General features: G+C 59.0%; 18 protein-coding genes, 1 tRNA gene and 1 pseudogene. 8 read left to right on the top strand and 12 right to left on the bottom strand.

What is annotated here, in order from left to right; genetic code table 11:
* Positions 1–20: 20 nt before the first annotated feature.
* The 10 genes and pseudogenes from BN1117_RS16275 to BN1117_RS16230 form a co-directional block, all read right to left on the bottom strand.
* Positions 21–851 (bottom strand): annotated as a pseudogene (locus tag BN1117_RS16275) (TonB-dependent receptor domain-containing protein); the annotation flags it as partial.
* 199 nt (positions 852–1050) lie between these two features.
* Positions 1051–1127, bottom strand: a tRNA-Pro gene (locus tag BN1117_RS16270).
* Between the two features lie 155 nt (positions 1128–1282).
* Positions 1283–1987 carry an MOSC domain-containing protein gene (locus BN1117_RS16265; protein WP_040099075.1) on the bottom strand — a complete coding sequence of 235 codons (705 nt, stop codon included), beginning with the start codon at positions 1985–1987 and terminating at the stop codon, positions 1283–1285.
* Between the two features lie 45 nt (positions 1988–2032).
* Complete coding sequence (locus tag BN1117_RS16260) at positions 2033–2878, bottom strand: ABC transporter permease subunit (RefSeq protein ID WP_209435250.1); 846 nt, start codon at positions 2876–2878, stop codon at positions 2033–2035.
* 73 nt (positions 2879–2951) lie between these two features.
* A complete protein-coding gene (locus BN1117_RS16255; protein WP_040099073.1) occupies positions 2952–3857 on the bottom strand; it encodes an ABC transporter permease subunit in 906 nt (301 codons plus the stop codon).
* The gene (gene potA / locus BN1117_RS16250) at positions 3854–5008 is read right to left on the bottom strand and encodes a polyamine ABC transporter ATP-binding protein (RefSeq protein ID WP_005340704.1); all 1155 of its coding nucleotides are present in this window, start codon (positions 5006–5008) and stop codon (positions 3854–3856) included. The genes BN1117_RS16255 and potA overlap by 4 nt, the downstream gene beginning before the upstream one ends.
* Before the next feature lie 78 nt (positions 5009–5086).
* A complete protein-coding gene (locus BN1117_RS16245) occupies positions 5087–6172 on the bottom strand; it encodes a polyamine ABC transporter substrate-binding protein (RefSeq protein ID WP_040099071.1) in 1086 nt (361 codons plus the stop codon).
* 118 nt (positions 6173–6290) lie between these two features.
* Entirely contained in the window at positions 6291–7388 is a 1098-nt protein-coding gene (locus tag BN1117_RS16240) for an extracellular solute-binding protein (protein WP_082032619.1), read from the bottom strand.
* A 53-nt stretch (positions 7389–7441) separates the two neighbouring features.
* Positions 7442–8803 carry an aspartate aminotransferase family protein gene (locus BN1117_RS16235; protein ID WP_040099068.1) on the bottom strand — a complete coding sequence of 454 codons (1362 nt, stop codon included), beginning with the start codon at positions 8801–8803 and terminating at the stop codon, positions 7442–7444.
* A 265-nt stretch (positions 8804–9068) separates the two neighbouring features.
* Complete coding sequence (locus tag BN1117_RS16230; RefSeq protein ID WP_040099066.1) at positions 9069–10400, bottom strand: glutamine synthetase family protein; 1332 nt, start codon at positions 10398–10400, stop codon at positions 9069–9071.
* 468 nt (positions 10401–10868) lie between these two features.
* Here BN1117_RS16230 and BN1117_RS16225 point away from each other — a divergent pair, with 468 nt between their 5' ends.
* The 5 genes from BN1117_RS16225 to yegD all read left to right on the top strand — a co-directional run bounded on the left by BN1117_RS16225 (position 10869) and on the right by yegD (position 15475).
* Entirely contained in the window at positions 10869–11255 is a 387-nt protein-coding gene (locus tag BN1117_RS16225) for a TraR/DksA family transcriptional regulator (protein ID WP_005356952.1), read from the top strand.
* Between the two features lie 147 nt (positions 11256–11402).
* Complete coding sequence (locus BN1117_RS16220; RefSeq protein ID WP_040099065.1) at positions 11403–12257, top strand: type 2 periplasmic-binding domain-containing protein; 855 nt, start codon at positions 11403–11405, stop codon at positions 12255–12257.
* An 84-nt stretch (positions 12258–12341) separates the two neighbouring features.
* Positions 12342–12812 (top strand): CreA family protein, encoded by a 471-nt coding sequence (locus BN1117_RS16215; RefSeq protein WP_040099063.1) that lies wholly within the window; start codon positions 12342–12344, stop codon positions 12810–12812.
* A gap of 74 nt (positions 12813–12886) precedes the next feature.
* Positions 12887–13876 (top strand): 2-hydroxyacid dehydrogenase, encoded by a 990-nt coding sequence (locus BN1117_RS16210; RefSeq protein ID WP_040099061.1) that lies wholly within the window; start codon positions 12887–12889, stop codon positions 13874–13876.
* A 174-nt stretch (positions 13877–14050) separates the two neighbouring features.
* On the top strand, positions 14051–15475 hold the full coding sequence (gene yegD, locus BN1117_RS16205; RefSeq protein ID WP_244463557.1) for a molecular chaperone: 1425 nt from the start codon (positions 14051–14053) through the stop codon (positions 15473–15475).
* A 45-nt stretch (positions 15476–15520) separates the two neighbouring features.
* Here the strand turns inward: yegD and BN1117_RS16200 are convergent, their stop codons facing one another.
* Complete coding sequence (locus BN1117_RS16200) at positions 15521–16339, bottom strand: formyl transferase (RefSeq protein ID WP_040099060.1); 819 nt, start codon at positions 16337–16339, stop codon at positions 15521–15523.
* A gap of 11 nt (positions 16340–16350) precedes the next feature.
* Positions 16351–17679 carry a DUF4910 domain-containing protein gene (locus tag BN1117_RS16195; protein ID WP_040099058.1) on the bottom strand — a complete coding sequence of 443 codons (1329 nt, stop codon included), beginning with the start codon at positions 17677–17679 and terminating at the stop codon, positions 16351–16353.
* A 268-nt stretch (positions 17680–17947) separates the two neighbouring features.
* Here BN1117_RS16195 and BN1117_RS16190 point away from each other — a divergent pair, with 268 nt between their 5' ends.
* The 3 genes from BN1117_RS16190 to malZ all read left to right on the top strand — a co-directional run bounded on the left by BN1117_RS16190 (position 17948) and on the right by malZ (position 21130).
* Positions 17948–18364: an META domain-containing protein gene (locus BN1117_RS16190; RefSeq protein ID WP_040099057.1), complete on the top strand. Its 417-nt coding sequence runs from the start codon at positions 17948–17950 to the stop codon at positions 18362–18364.
* Between the two features lie 100 nt (positions 18365–18464).
* Positions 18465–19295 (top strand): HDOD domain-containing protein, encoded by an 831-nt coding sequence (locus tag BN1117_RS16185; RefSeq protein ID WP_040099055.1) that lies wholly within the window; start codon positions 18465–18467, stop codon positions 19293–19295.
* A 5-nt stretch (positions 19296–19300) separates the two neighbouring features.
* The gene (malZ, locus tag BN1117_RS16180) at positions 19301–21130 is read left to right on the top strand and encodes a maltodextrin glucosidase (RefSeq protein ID WP_040099053.1); all 1830 of its coding nucleotides are present in this window, start codon (positions 19301–19303) and stop codon (positions 21128–21130) included.
* The last annotated feature ends 66 nt before the right edge of the window (positions 21131–21196 follow it).

Genomic DNA, 21196 nt, shown 5'->3' with positions numbered 1-21196 from the left:
GCCCCATGACAGGTTCCCTATCAGAAGTTGTAGGTCACCCCCAGGTTGTAGCGGCGACCATCCAGCACAGTGCCATAGCTGCTGTAATCCACCGTCTTGTCGAACAGGTTGTAGACCCCGGCGGTCAGATCCAGATGCTTGTTGGCCTTGTAGACCAGGCCCATGTCAAAGAAGGTGTAGGAGGGGGTCCCTTCCGCCATCTTGACCCGGCTCAGGTACTCGGAGGTCTCGCCACGGAAGTTGACCCGTGACCAGAGGCTCAGCTGCTCGGTGGTCTGCCACTCTACGCTGCCGTTGAACATGTGGCGGGGCATCTGGTTGAGGGCATGACCCGCCAGCGGGCCACTTTTCTGTTCGGACTGGGTAAAGGTGTAGCTGGAGCTGACCGACCAATCCTCATTGATGGCCCAATCCATCATGCTCTCGACGCCGCGCATGTTCGCCTTGTCGACGTTGACCCGATCACTGATGAAGTCATAACTGTGACCGTTGAGGGTGCAGGCGGGATCACTCTTGCTGGTACAACGACGTACTTCGGAGATCTTGTTCTTGAAGTCGGTGTTGAACAGGGTCACCCCGGCGTTAAAGCCCTGATGACTATTCCACAGCAGGCCGATCTCTTCACTCACGCTGGTCTCGGGTTTGAGGTCCGGGTTACCGACCAGCATGCCATCCAGGCTGCCACCACCGGTGACCTGGCCCCAGTTGGCCGCCGACATCCGCAAGTCAGGGGAGCGGTAACCGGTTGATACGCCCCCTTTCAGGGTCCAGCTCTCATCCAGATGCCAGACGCCATAGAGTCGTGGGCTCCAGTGAGAGCCGTAATTCTGATCCCGATTCATGCGAGCGCCACTGTGGCGCACTATAACCATTGCCCACACTTGCCGCCTTCCACCGACTCTCCCCCTCTATTTTTTCAGCGGAGATCAGAATGGGTCGCCATCGCAATCTGAAAAGGGAGAGCAGGTCAGCAGGTCAGCAGGTCAAGGGGAGGGTGTGACGGAAAGCAAATGCAAAAAGGCCGCTCTGTTGAGCGGCCTTTTTTAAATCTGGTCGGTGTGAGAGGATTCGAACCTCCGACCCCTTCGTCCCGAACGAAGTGCGCTACCAAGCTGCGCTACACACCGATGTCTGCGGGACGGGAATTTACCGAAAGCCCAGACCCGACACAAGCCTTTTTTGCATTTGCCAGGAAAAAAACTTCCGTTCGCTCAACTATTCAACATTATTTTCAGTTATTTACCGAGATGCAGCCAGCGGGTGACATTCCGGTAACCCAGCGTCAGGCCAGGCGCAGGGATGCCGGCCCCAGCAGACGGCGCTGCCAGTCAGCCACAGTGCCATGCTCCAGCCAGTCGGCTGCATGCTGGCGCCAGTTGGGGGAGAGGGCCGGATTTTCCAGCAACAGCAGCAGATCTGCTTCATTGCGCACCTGATTGAACAGGATATCGGCAGTACGCTTCACCGTTAGCTCGGGATAAGGCCGATCCACCAGCTCCATGGTCCGCTCCGGCGACACTATCCCCTCCTCCAGCACCCGCAGCAGCCAGCCACAACGGCCATTTAGCTGCATTACCTGGGACATCTGGCCATAGCCAAAGCGCTGGTTGAGCTTGAAGCAGGGGGATCTCGGCTGGCTGATCTGGATCAGTGCCTCACCGAGTCGATAGACATCGCCGATGCAGGCTTGCGCCTCGGTCAGCCCGATACCGGAGAGGTTCTCACCAAAGGCGGCAGGTTGCCAGGGAGTACGTGGTGCAGGAAGATCCAGCGCGGTTTGCCAGGTCTGCCACCAGAGATAGTGATCGGCAGGATAGTAGTGGAGTGCCCGATCCGGGCCACCATGGTGGCGCTGATCACACTGCTCATCCCCTTCCAGACCGGCAAAGGTACAACGAACTGGCGCAGCGATCGGTTGCTTGTGAATGGCGCTGGTGAGGCCGGGCACCAGCTCGGTGCCACGGCCGCTAAAAAGGGAGATCCGCATACTCATCCTCCAGATTGACGAGAGAATGCGGATCTTATCATGCCGTCAAACGACAGCCTGCATCTGGTTGCTCATGGCGATTTCGGCGCGACGGCGCTTCTCCGCCCTGGCCATCAGATACCAGCTGCCGAAGGTAAAGAGCGATACCGACAGCAGGATCAGGCTGGCCACCGCGTTGATCTCGGGTTTCACGCCGAGCCGCACCGCCGAGAAGACCTCCATCGGCAGGGTGGTGGAGCCCGGGCCGGAGACGAAGCTCGCCAGCACCAGATCATCGAGCGACAGGGCGAACGACATCATGCCGCCAGCCGCCAGCGAGGGGGCGATCATCGGGATGGTGATCAGGAAGAACACCTTCCACGGCTTGGCGCCGAGATCCATTGCCGCCTCCTCGATGGAGAGATCCAGCTCCCGCAACCGCGCCGACACCACGATCGCCACGTAGGCGGTACAGAAGGTAGTGTGGGCGATCCAGATGGTCAGCATGCCCCGCTCGGCGGGCCAGCCCACCAGCTGGGCCATCGCCACGAACAGCAGCAGCAGCGACAGACCGGTGATCACCTCGGGCATCACCAGCGGCGCCGTCACCATGCCGCCGAACAAGGTGCGACCACGGAAGTGGGGAATTCGGGTCAGCACGAAGGCTGCCACCGTCCCCAGCGCCACCGCGGCGATCGCGGTGTAGAAGGCGATCTCCAGCGAGCGGAACACAGACCCGATCAGCTGTTTGTTGTCGAGCAGGCCGAAATACCACTTGAGCGACCAACCACCCCACACCGTCACCAGCTTGGAGGCGTTGAAGGAGTAGATCACCATGATGATCATGGGCAGGTAGATAAACAGCAGCCCCAGCCAGAGCATCAGTTTGGCAAAACCGAAACGCTTTATCATGCCTTACCCTCCAGCGCTCTGAACTGGTTACGGTTGCAGCGGCTGGATACGGGATTGAACAACGCTGTTTTCATCATGCTTTACCCTCCAGCTCTTTGGCCTGGTTACGGTTGAAGAGGATGATCGGAATGATCAGCACCGCCAGCATCACCACCGCCAGCGCAGAGGCGACCGGCCAGTCGCGGTTGTTGAAGAACTCCTGCCACAACACCTTACCGATCATCAGGGTCTCCGGGCCGCCCAGCATTTCCGGGATGACGAACTCCCCCACCACCGGAATGAACACCAGCATGCAGCCGGCGATGATGCCGTTCTTGGAGAGCGGCACCGTGATCTGCCAGAAGCGGGTCAGGTTGCGGGCACCCAGGTCGGAGGCCGCCTCCAGCAGACTCTGATCGTGTTTGACCAGATTGGCGTAGAGCGGCAGCACCATGAAGGGCAGGTAGGAGTAAACGATACCGATATAGACCGCCAGGTTGGTGTTGAGGATCTGCAGCGGTTCGTCGATCAGCCCGATCCCCAGCAAGACGCTGTTGAGCAGGCCGTTGTTGCTGAGGATCCCCATCCATGCATAGACCCGGATCAGAATGGCAGTCCAGGTCGGCATCATGATCAGCAGCAGCAGAACGGTCTGGGTCTCCTTGTTGGCCCGGGCGATGGAGTAGGCCATGGGATAACCGATCAGCAAACAGAGCAGGGTACTGATGAATGCAATCTTGAGGGAACCCAGATAGGCAGCGATATAGAGCTCATCCTCCTGCAGCAGGAGGTAGTTGCCCATGTTAAGCAGGATGGTGAGCTGATTGTCGGCCCAGCTCACCACGTCGGTGTAGGGCGGGATCGCCACATCCGCTTCCGCAAAACTGATCTTCACCACGATGACGAAGGGCAGCAGGAAGAAGAGGAACAGCCAGAAGAAGGGGATGCCAATCACCAGTCGGCGCCCCCCGACCCGCTTCACGTGTTGCAGGAACGTCATGATTGCAGCACCACGCCGCTGTCATCTTCCCAGTAGAGGAACACCTGGTCATCCCAGGTTGGCCGCTTGCCGTGGCGTTCGGCATTGGCGATGAAGGCCTGAACGATTTTGCCCGAGGGCAGCTGGATGTGGTAAACCGAGTGCCCACCCAGATAGGCGATGTCATAGACCTCACCCTTGGTCCAGTTGAAGTCCGGGTGCTCGATCTCCTCCGGTTTTTGCAGACTCATCAGCAGTTTTTCCGGCCGCAGGGCATAGGTCACCTTCTTGTTCTCGGCGCGGGAGCTGATGCCGTGGCCCACATAGATGGGCTGCTCCAGATCGGCGCAGGCGATGGTGGCGTGGTCCTGCTCATCCTCCACCAGCAGGCCGTCGAACAGGTTGACGTTGCCGATAAACTCGCACACCAGCCGGCTGGCCGGGGTTTCGTAAATGTCCATAGGGCTACCGATCTGTTCGATGCAGCCCAGATGCATGATGGCGATCCGCTCCGCCATGGTCATGGCCTCTTCCTGATCGTGAGTCACCATGACGCAGGTCACCCCGACCCGCTCGATGATCTCAACCAGCTCCAACTGCATCTTGGAACGCAACTTCTTGTCGAGCGCCCCCATGGGTTCGTCCAGCAGCAGCAACTTGGGACGCTTGGCCAGGGAACGGGCCAGCGCCACCCGCTGGCGCTGGCCACCGGAGAGCTGATGCGGTTTGCGGCGGGCATACTGGGTCATCTGCACCAGCTTGAGCATCTCTTCGACCCGGGCATCGATCTCGGCCTTGGGTAGCCCATCCTGCTTGAGACCGAAGGCGATATTCTGCGCCACCGTCATATGGGGGAACAGGGCGTAGGACTGGAACATCATGTTGATGGGGCGTTCATAGGGGGGCATATCTGTGATGTCGACCCCGTCGAGGAACAGCCGCCCCTCGGTCGGGCGCTCAAAGCCCGCCAGCATCCGCAGCAGAGTCGATTTGCCGGAACCTGACCCGCCGAGCAGGGCGAAAATCTCCCCCTTGTGAATATTCAGGGAAACATTGTCTACCGCCAGGGTCTCATCGAACTGCTTGCTGACCCTGTCAATTTTTACCAGCACTTCTTTGCGTTGCTGGCTGCCCTCAAGGGCTTTCTTATAGGCACTGGAGGCTATCGCCATTACCAAACTCCCGAACGTGATACCGGCCTCACGGCCAATCCATTAAAGCGATTTGGCGCCCCCGAACGGGCACCAAGGTTAGGTACCGGACTTGATCTTGGTCCAACTCCGGGTGATTTGACGCTGCACTGCACGGGGGTGTGCTTCCTGCACATAGAGCCGCTCCAGCACAGCTTGAGGTGGATAAACTCCCTCATCGTTACGTACTGCCTCATCCATAAACTCGCCCGCCTTGGCGTTGGGATTGGCATAGCCCACATAGTTGCTGACCTTGGCGATCACTTCAGGCTGCAGAACATAGTTGATGAGGGCGTGCGCCTCTTTGACATTGGTGGCATCGGACGGGATGGCCATCATGTCGAACCAGAGGTTGCCCCCCTCTTTCGGAATGCTGTAGGCGATATGCACTCCCTTACCCGCTTCATCGGCGCGAGCTGCTGCTTGCAAGATGTCACCAGAGAATCCTGCCGCCACACAGATGTCGCCATTGGCCAGATCGCCGATGTACTTGGACGAATGGAAATAGGTGACATAGGGGCGCACCTTGAGTAACTGCTCTTCGGCACGCTTGATGTCGTCAGCCTTATGGCTGTTGGGGTCGAGCCCCAAATAATTGAGTACGGCGGGGATCATCTCATCGGCAGAGTCGAGGAAGGCGACGCCGCAGCGAGAGAGTTTTGCCATGTTTTCCGGTTCGAAGATGGTGGCCCAGGAGTCAATCTTGTCGACCCCCAGCACCGCCTTGATCTTGTCGACGTTGTAGCCGATGCCGTTGGTCCCCCACAGATAGGGCACTGCGTACTGGTGACCCGGATCCACCTTGTCGAGCTGCTTGAGCAGCACAGGATCCAGATTGGCCAGATTGGGCAGCAGGCTCTTGTCCAGCTTCTGGAAGGCCCCCGCCTTGATCTGTTTGGAGAGGAAGTTGTTTGAGGGCACCACCAGATCGTAACCGGTACGGCCGGTCAGCAGCTTGCCTTCAAGGGTCTCGTTAGAGTCAAACACGTCATAGACAGTCTTGATTCCGGTCGCCTGCTGGAAATCGCTGAGGGTGGTCTCGCCGATATAGTCAGACCAGTTGTAGAAGTGCAGCACAGGGGCTGCCTGAACTGTATTCGACAATCCAATGGTCAGGGCAATGGCTGCCAGTCTGGTTGTATGCACGGTGTCAGTTCTCCTGTTCAGTGGTTGACCGTCTGCGCATCCTGTCGCGCGGCCCATCCGGATGGATGGCATCACTCACCTCCCGGCCGAACTGCGGACCGGGAGGGGCATTCGTTACTTACTTGCCGGACTTGATCTTGGTCCAGCTACGGGTCATCACTCGCTGCACCTTGGCCGGCAGATCCGGGAAGGTGTAGATCTTCTGCAAGGTCGCGGAGTCCGGATAAACACCCGGATCGGTACGGATCGCTTCGTCAACCAGCGGGGTGGCCGCCTTGTTGCCGTTGGGAGCGTGTACCTGGTTGGTGATATTGGCGATCACCTCGGGCTTCATCAGATAGTTGATAAAGGTGTGGGCGGCCTCGACGTTCTTGGCGTCCGCCGGAATGGCGATCATGTCAAAGAAGCTGCCCGCCCCCTCTTGCGGAATGATGTAGGTCAGTGCCACGCCATTTTTGGCTTCCTCCGCCCGCGCTTTGGACTGTTGCAAATCCATGGAGTAACCGACCGCCACGCAGATGTTGCCGTTGGCCAGATCCGAGATGTACTTGGAGGAGTGGAAATAAGCGGTATAGGGGCGGATGGAGAGGAACAGCTCCTCAGCCTTCTTCAGCTCGTCCGGCTTCTGGCTATCCGGTTTGAAGCCCAGATATTGCAGGGCGGCCGGCAGCATTTCGGTCGGCGAGTCGAGGAAAGAGACGCCGCACTCTTTCAGCTTGGCCATGTTCTCCGGCTTGAATACCAGATCCCAGGAGTTGACCGGCGCATCGGCCCCCAGTACAGCCTTTACCTTATCGATGTTGTAGGCATAACCGATGGTGCCCCACAGGTAAGGGATAGAGTACTGGTTACCCGGATCACTCTGGTCGAGCGCCTTGAGCAGGTCGGTATCCATGTTTTGCCAGTTGGAGAGTTTGGACTTGTCCAGCTTCTGGAACACACCCGCCCGGATCTGTTTGGCCAGGAAGGGGTTGGACGGCACCACGATGTCGTAGCCAGACTTGCCCGCCAGCAGCTTGGCTTCCAGCACCTCGTTGCTGTCGAACACGTCATACACCACCTTGATGCCCGTCTCTTTCTGGAAGTTATCCAGAGTATCCGGGGCGATATAGTCGCTCCAGTTGTAGACGTGCAGCACCTTATCGTCAGCCATTGCTCCGGCACTTGCCATGACCAGCGCCACAGAGGCAGCGATCACTCCTGTTTTGAAAGACATCATCCTTGTCTCCTAAGCAAATTGTATGCGCATGCCAACCTGCCCGACCCACCTTAACCCTTCAGCTTTTCGGCTGTCAGATCCAGACTGAGCCTGGCGAGCTTGACCAATTCATCAACCTGTTCCTCGGTGATGACCAAGGGGGGCGATATGATCATGGTATCGCCTACCGCCCTCATCACCAAGCCATTGTTAAAGCAGAACTCCCGGCACGTCATCCCGGCATTTGCCTCGGCCGGAAAACGCCGGTTGGTCTGCTTGTCCTCAACGATTTCCAGCGCGGCGACCAATCCTTTGCCTCGGGTTTCTCCCACCAGCGGGTGATCGGCCAGCTCGGCCCAGCGGCGCTGCAAATAGGGGCCGATGTTATCATGGACGCGCTTAACTATGCTCTGCTTTTGCATAAGCTGGATATTGGCAACCGCCACCGCACAGGAGACCGGGTGACCCGAATAGGTGAAGCCATGGTTGAACTCGCCCCCCTCCTCCACCAGCCCTTTGGCAACCCGGTCACTGACCATCACTGCGCCGAGCGGCAAATAGCCGGAGGTGATCCCCTTGGCCAGACACATCAGGTCCGGCTTGATGCCAAACCCTTCGCTGGCAAACCAGTGGCCGGTGCGACCAAAGCCGCAGATCACCTCGTCAGCGATGAGCAGGATGCCGTATTGATCGCAGATGCGCTGGATCTCCGGCCAGTAGCTGTCAGGCGGAATAATGACGCCGCCCGCCCCCTGGATCGGCTCGCCGATAAAGGCGGCCACCTTGTCCACCCCCAGCGCCAGAATCTTCTGCTCCAGCTGACGGGCCCGCTCCAGCCCGAACTCGTGGGCGCTCATCCCTTGCCCTTCACCGAAGTGATAGGGCTGGTCGATGTGCACTATGCCGGGAATGGGCAGGCCACCCTGGGCATGCATCCCCTTCATGCCGCCCAGGCTCGCCCCCGCCACGGTAGAGCCGTGGTAGGCGTTGTGGCGGCTGATGATCACCTGTTTGTCGGGCTGCCCCTTGCTGGCCCAGTAGTGGCGCACCATCCGCAACACGGTATCGTTGCACTCGGAGCCGGAGCCGGTGAAGAAGACGTGGTTAAGATGGGCGGGTGTCACCTCGGCCAGCAGGGTAGCCAGCTCGATCACCGGCGGGTGAGCGGTCTGGAAGAAGAGGTTGTAGTAGGGCAACTGCTGCATCTGGCGGGTAGCGGCATCCACCAGCTCTTGTCGGCCATAGCCCATATTGACGCACCAAAGCCCCGCCATACCGTCGAGAATACGGTGGCCGTCGGAATCTTCCAGATAGACGCCGCTGGCGTTGGTAATGATGCGCGAGCCCTTCTTGTTCAGGGCCTGAAAGTCGGTAAAGGGGTGCAGGTGGTGGCTGGCATCCAGCTGTTGCCACTCACGGGTTGTCTGCTGCATGTGTTGCTCCTCGGTTCCTTCGATTTAGCAGGATTATTTTCTCAATTCATCAGGAGGGCTGGCACATTCGCAGCCACTCCCCCCACGGGCAGCCATCTGCATTCGTTGCTCCCCTGTGCCTTCGATTTTCGTCAAATAGTCAGGCGGGCTGGCATACTCGCAGCCACAACCACTCACAGGTGACTGCCGCCACCTGACTCGCGTTCCGGTCTCTTCGATACAGGAAGCGGAGAGGCCGACTCCGGCCTCTCCGTTACAGAGGGGGTCAGACGTTAAGCAGCAGGAACTCCCGCTCCCAGCGACTGATCACCCCGAAGTAGGTCTCGTACTCTTTGCGCTTGACCGCGACGAAGGCGCGGGTGAAGCGCTCCCCCAGCATCTCTTTGATGGGTTCGCACTGCTCCAGATGGCTGAGGGCCTCCTCCAGCGAACGGGGCAAACTGTAGGGCAGGTCATAGGCGCTCGATTTCATCTCCTGCATGGGATCCAGCTTCTCCATCATGCCGAGGTAGCCACAGGCCAGGGTGGCGGCCAGCGCCAGATAGGGGTTGGCATCAGCACCGGCGAAGCGGTTCTCCACCCGGCGCGCACCCGGCTCGGAAAAGGGGACACGCAAGCCACAGGTGCGGTTCTCGACCCCCCACTGCACGTTACGCGGCGCGCTATCACCAAACGCAAGACGACGGTATGAGTTGACATTGGGGGCCAGCAGGGCGGTCACCGCCGGGGTGTATTTTTGCAAGCCGGCGATAAAGTGCATAAACAGCTCGGAGTTGCCCCCTTCCGCAGTGCCGAACAGGTTGTGGCCATTCATGTCTTCCAGACTCTGGTGGATATGCATGGCTGAGCCCGGTTCATTACTCATCGGCTTGGCCATAAAGGTGGCATAGATACCGTGCTTGTGGGCCGCTTCACGCATGGTGCGCTTGAACAGGAACACCTGATCCGCCAGATCGATGGCATCACCATGCAGGAAGTTGATCTCCATCTGGGCGGCACCCGACTCGTGGATCAGGGTATCGACCTCCAGCTCCTGCGCCTCGCAGTAGTCATACATATCTTCGAAAATGGGGTCGAATTCGTTGACCGCATCGATACTGAACGACTGGCGGGCGGTCTCAGGGCGCCCGTTGCGCCCCACTGGCGGCATCAGCGGATAGTCGGGATCTTCGTTGCGGGTAACCAGATAGAACTCCAGCTCGGGAGCGACTACCGGCTTCCAGCCCTGCTTCTCGTAAAATGACAGAACCCGACGCAGCACGGAGCGCGGCGCGATGTCGATCAGCTTGCCATTGACGTCATAGCAGTCATGGATTACCTGAGCAGTGGGCTCCAGTGCCCAGGGGACAAAACGGATGGTATTGGGGTCGGGATAGAGCTGCATGTCCCGCTCCAGCGGGTCGATCATGCTGTCATCGTCCGGATAGTCGCCGGTCACCGTCTGGGTGAAAATCACCTCGGGCAGACGCATGCCCCCTTCGCGCAAAAACTTGTTGGCTGGAATGATCTTGCCCCGGGCGTTGCCGGTGAAATCCGGGAACAGACACTCCACTTCCGTGATGCGATTGCTCTCCATCCAGCCTTTGATACTGTCCATGTTAAACCCCGACTTTACGGTTGCCGTTGACAAGGGTGTCTAATATATGGAACACCCTTGTTATAAAATTGTAATCAACACCACCATAAAAGCCCGCTATCAAGGGCAATGTCAAGCGGGTGTGTTTAAAAAATTATAAATAACGGCGCATATAATGACCAACCCGACACCAAATACTAAACACTCAAATCCGGACTAAGAGCACTGCAAAGGCGATGCCAACAGAGGGGGATGCGGGCGCCAGATCCCGACCAATCCCCCGCAGGAACGGGCCATTTTTTTGCAAAGGCGCACAATCCTTATCCTATTTGCTTTGCTTGGCTGCATTTTTTTGGTACAAGGCCCGCCCTGATTTGCACTCTCTTGCATGAAACTGGTGCAAATCTGGATACAAGGGCTTGGTCTGTAGGCAGACAGCCCCCATAAACAGGGATAATTGGGTTAGTAAACTGACTGGTAGTTAATCGTATGTGTGATTTCATGACTGAAGACCAACTGGCCTTTTACAAGGGGCAGATCGAGCGACAGATCGTCGAGCTCGAAGAGCGCCTGAACTCCCAGGCCAGCCAGGCCATCGCCACCGACACCAACGAGATGGCTGATGAAATTGACCGTGCCAGTATCGAGGAGGCCCGCCGTCTGGAGCTGAACCGCATCGAGCACGACAAGCTGCATCTGCGCAAGCTGCGGGGCGCATTGAAGCGCATCAGCGAAGGGGATTTTGGTTACTGCGAATCCTGTGGTGACGAGATCTCCCTCAAGCGGCTACATGCCCGTCCAGAGTCCCGTTTCTGCGTCGAATGCCAGAGCACCAAGGAATTTAACGATACCCACGTGTTCCGGCGCGTCGCCTGACGCTTCGAAGAACCGTCACCATTCTGGTGCAACAGGTGCCAGCAAGGCAGGGCCCCGCGCTCAAACCTTGTACAACACCTCGCAGCAAGATGGTGACAACTTCTGTTAGACTCCGGACACCTTGCGGAATCTACAGGAGAACAGAGAGTGAAATGGCTCATCAAGCTGTGCTTGTGCCTGCCGCTGCTGGCACAAGCACAGGTTTTGACGGTCAAGGTTCCCAGCCGACCCGTCAACAATCTTGACCAGGAGTACCAGTACAAGCTGCTGGAACTGGCCCTGACCCGATCCGGGCAACCCTTTCGTATCCAGCCTGTCGAACTCGACCTCAACCAGTTCACCCTCCAGCAGCAGCTGAGCAAGGGCAAGACCATCAACGTCTTCTGGATGGGTACCTCCAGCGCCCTCGAATCCTCCCTGATTGCCATCCCCATTCCGCTGTTTCGCGGGCTGGAAGGATTACGGCTGTCGTTCATCCACGGGAATGATCAGGAGAAGTTCAATCAGATCAATACCCTGGCTGACCTAAAACAGCTGAAGGCGGCGCAAGGGGTGGGATGGGCTGACAACAAGATCCTGGAAAATGCCGGCATCCCGACCTATTCAGGCCGCTACAGCAGTCTGTTTCGCCTTATCAACGATGGCGACAAGCTGGACTTCTTTCCCCGTGGTCTGGTGGAGATCTTCGCCGAGCGCAGTGAGCTGGTGGCACAATATCCCAACCTCGCCATCGAGCAGCATCTGCTGATCCGCTACCCCTTCGCCCAGTTCTTCTTCGTCAGCCCCGAATACCCCAAGCTGGCCAAAGCGCTCCAGACCGGGCTGGAGCGGGCCTATGCCGATGGCAGTTTTATGACGTTTTTCAACGAAAACCCCAAGATCCGCGAGGCCCTTGCCAGCGCCAACCTCGATCAGCGGGTCACCATCAATCTGCCCAATCCTGACACGACCCCATTGCTAAAGAGCATTCCGGCCCAATATTGGCAATATCCGCCCCAATAAGCGCCAGCTTGGTGGCCAGAGAGGGTTGCCCATCGGATAGCCCTGCGCCAGATTGCGCATCTCGGGGTATAACAAGGAACCGATATGAAAACACAGAACACGGCACTGCTGCTGGCAACCTCACTGCTGGCCATGCCGGTACTGGCCGACAAAGCAGACAATGTTGGTGAGGTAAGCACCGCCTTCAAGCTGTTTGGCCCCAACCACAAAATCCTGGTGGAGGCGTTCGACGACCCGCGCATCGACGGCGTCGCCTGCTATCTGGCGCGCCCCAAGACCGGTGGTGTAAAAGGCGGGCTGGGGCTGGCGGAAGATCCCTCTCACGCCTCCCTGTCGTGCCACCAGATCGGCCCCATCACCCTGCCCGAAAAGCTGAAGGCGGGGGAAGAGGTGTTCGATGTCAGCACCTCGCTGGTGTTCAAGGAGCAGAAGGTGGTGCGCTTTTACGACCAGAAGCGCAACGCGCTGGTTTACCTGACCTACAGCACCAAGTTGGTAGATGGTTCGTACAAGAGTGCAGTCAGCGCGGTGCCCATCATGCCATGGGGACAATAACCAGCCGGTTTGTCCGGTGATAGTTAACAAGCTTTGTTGTAATTTAACGACAAATTATCTGCGGAGAGCACACCATGAAAGTCGCCGTATTCAGCACCAAGAGCTATGACAAAGAGCATTTCAGCCAGACCAACAGCCAGTACGGCTTCGATCTGGAGTTTTTCGATGTGCGGCTGGAGGCCAAGACAGCCCGGCTGGCTCATGGCTTCCCGGTGGTCTGTCTGTTCGTCAATGACGATGCCGACCGCGAGGTATTGACCGAGCTGGCTGCCAACGGCACCCAGATCATCGCCCTGCGCTGCGCCGGTTACAACAACGTGGATCTGGTTGCCGCCAAAGAGCTGGGGCTGAAGGTGGTGCGAGTGCCCGCCTACTCCCCCGAGGCGACGGCCGAACATGCGGTGGGCATGATGATGTGCCTCAACCGCCGCATCCATAAGGCTTATCAGCGCACTCGCGACGCCAACTTCTCGCTGGAAGGGCTGGTCGGCTTCAACATGCATGGCAAGACGGTCGGCGTCATCGGCACCGGCAAGATCGGTCTGGCAGCCCTGCGCATTCTCAAGGGCTTCGGGGTTCGCCTGCTGGTGAACGATCCTTACCAGAATCCGGCCGCCATCGAGCTGGGGGCCGAGTATGTGGATCTCGATACCCTGTTCCGCCAGTCCGATATCATCAGCCTGCACTGCCCGCTGTTCAAAGAGAACTACCACCTGTTGAACAAGGAGGCATTCGCCAAGATGAAGGATGGGGTGATGATCATCAACACCAGCCGTGGCGGCCTGCTCGACTCCAACGCCGCCATCGAGGCGCTCAAGAGCTCCCGCATCGGCGCACTGGGGCTGGATGTCTACGAGGAGGAAGAGGATCTCTTCTTCTCTGACAAGTCCAACGAGGTGATCACCGATGACGTGTTCCGCCGCCTGTCCGCCTGCCACAACGTGCTGTTTACCGGGCATCAGGCGTTCCTGACCCGCGAGGCACTGCACGCCATCGCCGATACCACCCTCGGCAATATCCAGGCCATCACCAACCAGGGTCGCTGCGATAACGAAGTGGAGTAATCCTCTCGCACCCGTAGCCATGAACGACAGAGGGAGCCATTCCCTCTGTTTTCCACACCAATATGCTCCCCCTGTGTATTTTCCCCTGCGCCCTCAATATCCGGGGTGCCGGGTTGTGAGACCCGGCGCCTTCGGGTAGGCTAGCACCCCTTTTTATTCAGGAGTCTGGCGCCCATGTTTATCGGATTTGATTACGGCACCTCCAACTGTGCCGTGGCCGTGATGGAACAAGGTAGCCCCAGGCTGCTCAATCTCGGCGCATCCCGCTATCTCCCCTCCACCCTGCACGCCCCCCACCGGGATGCTATCGCCGGTCTGTTGGCCGAAGGGCTGGCCCCCACCCAGCAGGCGGAGTACCTCAAGCTGCGTGGCCCCGTGGTCACCCGCGCCCAAGCCGTTCGCCGCCAGATGCGCGAAGAGGGGCTGATCGACGAGCTGAGCTTTGGCGCTGCCGCGCTGGAGCGCTATCTGGAAGAGCCGGACGACGGCTACTACATCAAATCGCCGAAATCCTTCCTCGGCGCCTATGGCCTCAAGGCCCCCCAGATCGCCCTGTTTGAAGATATCGTCTGCGCCATGATGCTCCACGTTCGCCAGCAGGCGGAGCAGCAGCTCGGCGCCCCGATCCGCCAGGCGGTGATCGGCCGGCCGGTCAACTTCCAGGGGCTGGCGGGGGAGGAGAGCAACCAGCAAGCTATCGCCATCCTGACCGAGGCAGCCCGTCTGGCCGGTTTCGAGCAGGTGGAGTTCCTCTATGAGCCGGTAGCTGCCGGGTTTGAATTCGAGGCGCGCCTGACCGAAGACGCCGTGGTACTGGTGGTGGATATCGGCGGCGGTACCACCGACTGCTCCATGCTGCGGATGGGCCCCAGCTACCGCGATCAGCTGGATCGCAGCGGCGATCTGCTCGGCCACAGCGGCCAGCGGATCGGCGGCAACGACTTCGATATCCGCCTGACGGTGGAGGGGATGATGCCGCTGCTCGGCATGCACGAGACCCTCAAGACCGGCAAGCCGCTGCCCCACCCGCTGTTCTGGGATGCGGCCGCCATCAACGACGTCAGCGCCCAGAGCCGCTTCTACAGCCTCGACACCGCCCGCCAGCTGCAGGATCTTCAGCTCGACAGCCAACCCGGCAGCAAGCTGGGTCGTCTGGCCAGCCTGCGGGCCCACAAGCTGAGCCACCAGCTGGTATGGCGTGCCGAGCAGGGCAAGATCGCCCTCTCGGAGCAGGATCTCACTCGCCAGTCGCTGGCCGAGCTGGAAAAAGGGCTGGAAGCTGAGCTGACCCGCGAACAGCTGGCCAACGCCTCGGCTCTGCTGCTGGAGAAGATTGGCGAGCTGATGGACGAAGCGATCGCCGCTGCCGGTGTGCAGCCGGACCGCATCTTCGTCACCGGCGGTAGCGCCCGCTCGCCGCTGATCGCCAGTTTTATCCGCCAGAAGCTCCCCTCCATCCCGCTTGAGGGTGGCGATGACTTCGGCTCGGTGGCTGCCGGCCTTGCCCGTTATGCCGAACGGTTGTTCTTTTCGGTAAATCAGGCCGAAATAGCCGCTTCAGGCACAGGCACACTAGGAGCCCCTTCCACGGAGCCCTAAAACAACAGGGAGGCCATCGGCCTCCCTGTTGTTGATCCTGCGCCCTCAGCGCGAAGCAGTTATGTCGAGCCCATCGACACAAAGCAATTTGGCTGGCGGCATAGTAATACCTGAGTCGAAACAGTAATCGACTATCTTGTCCTCGAACTGGCCGTATACCACCTCAAGATGCTGAGGCTGCCACATGCGCGCAGTCCAGATACGCCCCGAACTGATGGGCACTATGCCTGATACCGGTTGCTCATGAGCCAGCAGGGTTCCCAGCACTGTGGGCAACGTGTCACAAAACTCCCTTACGGCCCGACAGGCTAGATCATGCAGCCGATCACCACGTCGTGGTGTAACTGCCGTCTGGTAGAGCACATTACCGCCATCGATGGCCTCGGTCGTTTCGTGCAGCGTCATCCCCGTCATCTGGGGTTCAAGCATGTAACTGGGCCAGAAGTGAGTGATGCAGCCACGGTACCAGGGCGAAAGGCCACCGTGTACGTTCCACGCCATACCGCCAAAACAGCGCAGCAGCTCAGGGGAAAGTTTGTGGCAGCCATAAGATAGCAGCAGAGTAGGCTGTAACTGACTAATCCGACAAATCATCTCGGGGCTGTTCAGCTCGCTCGGCCCGATGCTGATGGCCATATCCAGCGGCGCACCCTGAGTCGCAAAGTAGTGCTGTTCGCACTCGTCACGCAAATTGAAATGGTGTTGCCACAGCGTGGTCAGACGGCCATTGAGTTGAGCCGGTGGCGTCGGGGTAAAGTGTTCCCGCCGTTCGGCAAACCAGGTCACCGGCAAACCGCAAGCCATCACCTGACGCGCCAGATAACGGTGGCGGGGATGATCTCCGGTAATCAGAACTATCGACATATTTTCTCCTGTCAGCGGCACTGCGGGGCCGTAAATCGGATCAATTCAGCCTCTTCTAGTAAGGGAATGACGGCCAACAAGGTCGCCAGTGGCATCCGGGCACGACGAGCCATCTCCAGTAGCGTGTGCTGGCCGTCAGCCAGATTCAGGATCCACTGCATCGCCATCAACTGGGTACGCCCATCCAGCAGTTGATCACTTGACTTGCCATAGCTCGTGGGCGAATTCAGATTTGGGTAAAGGCCCCGCTTGCCTAGCTGAGGTTCTCCATAGGGGTTGGTACGTTCGAAGACGCCGGCATTTTCGTGCTGTAACAATAACTGTTCGAGCTGATCAATGGCTTCGATCAGGCGTGATATCTGCATAAATGCCTTGGTGTCACCGCTGGTATGGTATTCGGCAAAGTTGCCATAGACGGTGCGAGCCGCCTGTGCCACCGGCAGGTTAAAACCCGGCGAGCAGTACTGGCGCTCGTCAGAGCCATTACAGGGGGTAAACTCACGGATTGCCCAACGCTCCGGCTGCTCGTTGGCCAGCTGACGGACCAACTGGTTGAGCAGACACTCTTCCTGCCTAGCCAACTTGATGGAGAGGGCACTGGCCGGCCCCCCCAGACAAGTCAACACCAGACCACCGATACAGTGAGACTTCAGATATTCACCATAACGATGCAAGTAACAGAGGCTCCCTATGGTCTCGGGTGCCAGCACAAAACGGTAACTAAAGCGACGCTTCGGCCAACGAGCCAACCTGTGATACAAGCCAAGTAGCACCAGCGGACCGCTCAACTCGTTATTCGCCATGCTGGGATGACACAGATAGCTCGAGAGCAAAAACTCCTGCCGACTTTCACCCTCCAGTAAGGCCGTACCGTAATTTATCTCGCCAGCCTGAAAGCGGCTATCAATGCGCACCTGATAGTCACCCGGGAGCAACTGCGCCAGCTCATTGTGGCTCAGACAGAACCCCCAATTGGACTGATAATAAGAGGTAACGTAGGGGATCAAATCTGGCAGATGCGGCAGGGTATGAAGCCTGGAGCGTAATGCTTCAAGCGAATAGACACCTTCAACAGGAGCCGAATAATTGACCACCCTCAGATTGTGCTCGGCAAAATCGGCTACCACGTGGCCATCAGGCGCGGTCAGGGTGGCCGAATCGATATGCCACTCGTGCGGGACAGTCCAATCAAAAACCTGAGTGCCGGACGGTGTCCCTTCCAGCAGCAGAGGCATATGTTCGGCGAAGATGGCCAGACTTTCACGCAATCCGGCCCCCGAGATACTGCGACAAATGGGGTACAGACGGTCAAACAGTGAGTCCAGCTGCTCGGTGGTCATTTTATGCTTTTCATCCAGGGGTCAATCGGTGCTGCATTTTATCACACTCAACATTGATGACACCAAGCGGGCAGCGAGACAGCCTTTCGACTTGCCGAACCCAAGGTTGCTTGACTGACACATCACCGGCGCCAAAACTCCACGTCGCGTTTTAGCGACACAGGGTGCCGGTCAAGGGCGACAGAAGCGGTCGGTCGCCCCCTCTCGCGCCCTGCTCCGGGATGCCCAAACAGGGTATTCTTGCTGCTCCCCCAACCGGAGCCCCCTCATGCCCAGATTGCCCTTGCTGCTGATCCCCCTGTTACTGCTCGCTGGCTGTAGTTCAACCACCTTTGTTCAGCAAGATCTGCAACACCACCACTGGGTACTGAGCAAACTGGATGGCCAACCGATCAAGGCTCCCCGCGACAATCCCCCCGATTTCGAGATCGGCGAGCACTTCACCGTCAACGGCATCGCCGGCTGTAACCGTTACTTCGGTCAGGGCCATATGAAAGGGGACAGGTTCTGGGTCACCAGCCTTGGTAGTACCGAAATGGCCTGCATGCCGCCACTGGACACCATCGAACAGGCCGTGTTGACCACCCTTGCCGAAGGGGCAACCTTGAGCGGCACCCGCCAGAGCCTGATCCTGCAGGGCAAACAGCACCGTTTGGAATACACCTTGCGCGACTGGGTGTTCTAGCACCCGCAATTCCCATCACAAAGCCACATCACAGACAGGAACATGTTGTCTGGCTGTGGCACAATATGAAGCAGAGTTCGCAACGGAGGCTGCCTCAGCCATGTCGATGGATCGCCTGTTTGACAAGATCAAACAACTCCCCACTATTCCCAAGCTGCTGCACGAGTTGATGCAGAGCTTTAACGACGAGAATGCCCGCATCGACGAGATTGCGGCCAAGATCGCCATGGATCAGGTGATCAGCGTCAAGGTGCTGCGGATGGCCAACTCGGCCGCCCTGCGTCGGGGCAACGAAGTGACCTCCATCGACCAGGCGGTGATCCGGCTCGGCTTCAACCGGCTGCGCTCCGTAGTGGTCGCCTCCGGCATCATCGGCACCTTCAAGGCCCCGCCCAGCTTCGACAAAAACAAGTTCTGGACCGAGACCTTCCAGGTCGCCACCATCGCCAAAACCCTGGCCCAGGAGGCCAAGGTGATGGATCCCGAGACCGCCTTCACCTGCGCCCTGATCCACAACATCGGCGAGCTGCTTATTCAAAGCACCTTGCCGGAAGAGGCCGAGCTCATCAACATGGCGATCCAGAACGGCAGCAGCCGGGTCGAGGCCCAGCGGGAGATGCTGGGCTACGACTATGCCCAGCTCGGCGCCGAGCTGGCACGGCGCTGGAACCTCTCCGAGGCCTTCGTCGATGCCATCTCCCAGCAGCTCGACCCGCTCTCCCACGATCCGGTCAGCAAGGAGGCGGTGCTGATCCGCCTCGCCGTCTTTATCTCTTTCGCCTGGAATGCGGGCGTACCTGCCCAGGCCATCATCGCCCGTTTCCCCAAACCGCTCGCCGATCAGTTGGGACTGGATCCCAAGTCGCTGGCAGGCCAGCTTGAAACACTGCATGAACAGGGCAATGCCCTCGCCGACCTTCTGACTCAATAAGCATCATGACCTATCCGTTTCTGTTTCATCCCCAGGTGGCGCCCTGGTTCAAAGAGAGCGCCGATGCCCTGCAACTGACCCTGTTTACCGAGCTGGCGGCCCCCATCCGCGAGGTGTGGTTGCGCCACGAGCCGGATAACGAGGAGTACCTGATCCCGATGACGGCGGTCTCTACCCGTGACCGGTTGCAGGTGTGGCAAGGAACCCTGCCACTGCTCAAGGGGCAGGATATTCACCTCTACTGCTTCAAATGCTTGACCGATGAAGAGCAGTGGTGGTTGCACGGCGCCGGTGTCAGCGCGTCCATGCCGCCACGGGAGCAGCATTTTCGCTTCAACAGCCTGCACCAGCCGCCTGCCTGGGTGCAGGATCAGGTGTTCTATCAGATCTTCCCCGACCGCTTCTGCAACGGCGATCCCTCGCTGAGCGTCAAGCATCACGAGTACGAGTACCGCGGCAAGGCGGTGATCAGTAAGGCGTGGGGCGAACCGGTCAGTCGTCACGAAGAGGGTCACGGCGCCTGCGAATTTTATGGTGGGGACCTGGCGGGCATCGATGCCAAGCTGCACTACCTGCAATCTCTCGGGGTGACGGCGCTCTACCTCAACCCCATCTTCGATTCGCCGAGCAACCACAAGTACGACACCCAGGACTACTTCAAGGTGGATGCCCATCTCGGCAACAACGAGCAGTTCGCCGAGCTGACCCGCAACCTGCACCAGCGCGGCATGAAGATTATCCTCGATGCGGTGGTCAACCACACCTCGACCGAGCACCCCTGGTTCTGCCCGCCGCTGGGGGCCAACAGCAACCCGGACTCCCCGTGGCGCAGCTTTTACACCTTTGATAACGAAGGGGATTACGTCAGCTGGAAGGGCATTCGCAGCCTGCCCAAGCTCGACTTCTCCTGCGAGAAGGTGCAGGACGCCGTCTATCGGGCCGACGACGCCATCCTCCGTTACTGGATGCGCGCCCCCTATCAGATCGACGGCTGGCGCTTTGACGTCATCCACATGCTGGGTGAGCGCGGCACCGCCGAGGGCAACCGTAGCCATGTGCGCGCCATTCGCGGGGCAGTGAAGCAGGAGAATCCGGACGCCTACGTGCTCGGCGAGCACTTCTTCGAGGCGAGCCAGTGGCTGCAAGGGGATCAGGAGGATGGTGCCATGAACTACTACGGCTTCGCCCACCCGATCCGCGCCTTCCTGGCAGGGCAGGATATCGCCTACCACCCTATCAAGATCAGCGCCGAAGAGCTGGATCGCTGGCTCAAGCTGGCACGTGCCCACATCCCGTTCAAGAACCAGCTGGCCCAGTTCAACCTGCTGGACAGCCACGATACCGCCCGCTTCCTCCATCTGCTGGGTGAAGACAAGCAGCGGATGCAGCTGGCCGCCACCCTGCTGCTCACCTATATCGGCGCCCCCTCCATCTACTACGGTGATGAAGTGGGGCTCTCTGGCGGCAACGATCCGGACTGCCGCCGCTGCTTCCCGTGGGATACCACAGACTGGGATCATGTGCTGCACGACCACTATCGCCGGCTGATCCAGATCCGCCGCCAGCGCCCCTCCCTGCGCCGCGGTGATATCCAGACCCTCTATGCCGGGCCACACAGCTATGTGTTCGCCCGCACCCTGCAAAGCGATCAGGTGGTAGTGGCCTGCAACCGCCATCCGAGCGAGCCGCGCACCATCAGCCTGCCCCTGTGGCAGACCGCCAGCCCCGCCAGCCGTTTCACCGATGCCTTCAACGGCGAGAAGTTTGAAGTGGTGCAGGGCGAGGTGCAGCTGACCATCCCCGCCAACTCGGCCAGAGTGCTGCTCTCCAGCTGAGCGCGCCGTTCGCGGACGAAAATGCAAAACCGGAGCCCCAGGCTCCGCAGACTGCTGACAAACCCC

The sequence above is a fragment of the Aeromonas australiensis genome, assembly GCF_000819725.1.
GTDB classification, from domain to species: Bacteria; Pseudomonadota; Gammaproteobacteria; order Enterobacterales; family Aeromonadaceae; genus Aeromonas; species Aeromonas australiensis.
Note: the sequence above shows the minus strand (reverse complement) of the source record. Positions and strands in the feature narration are given on the sequence as shown.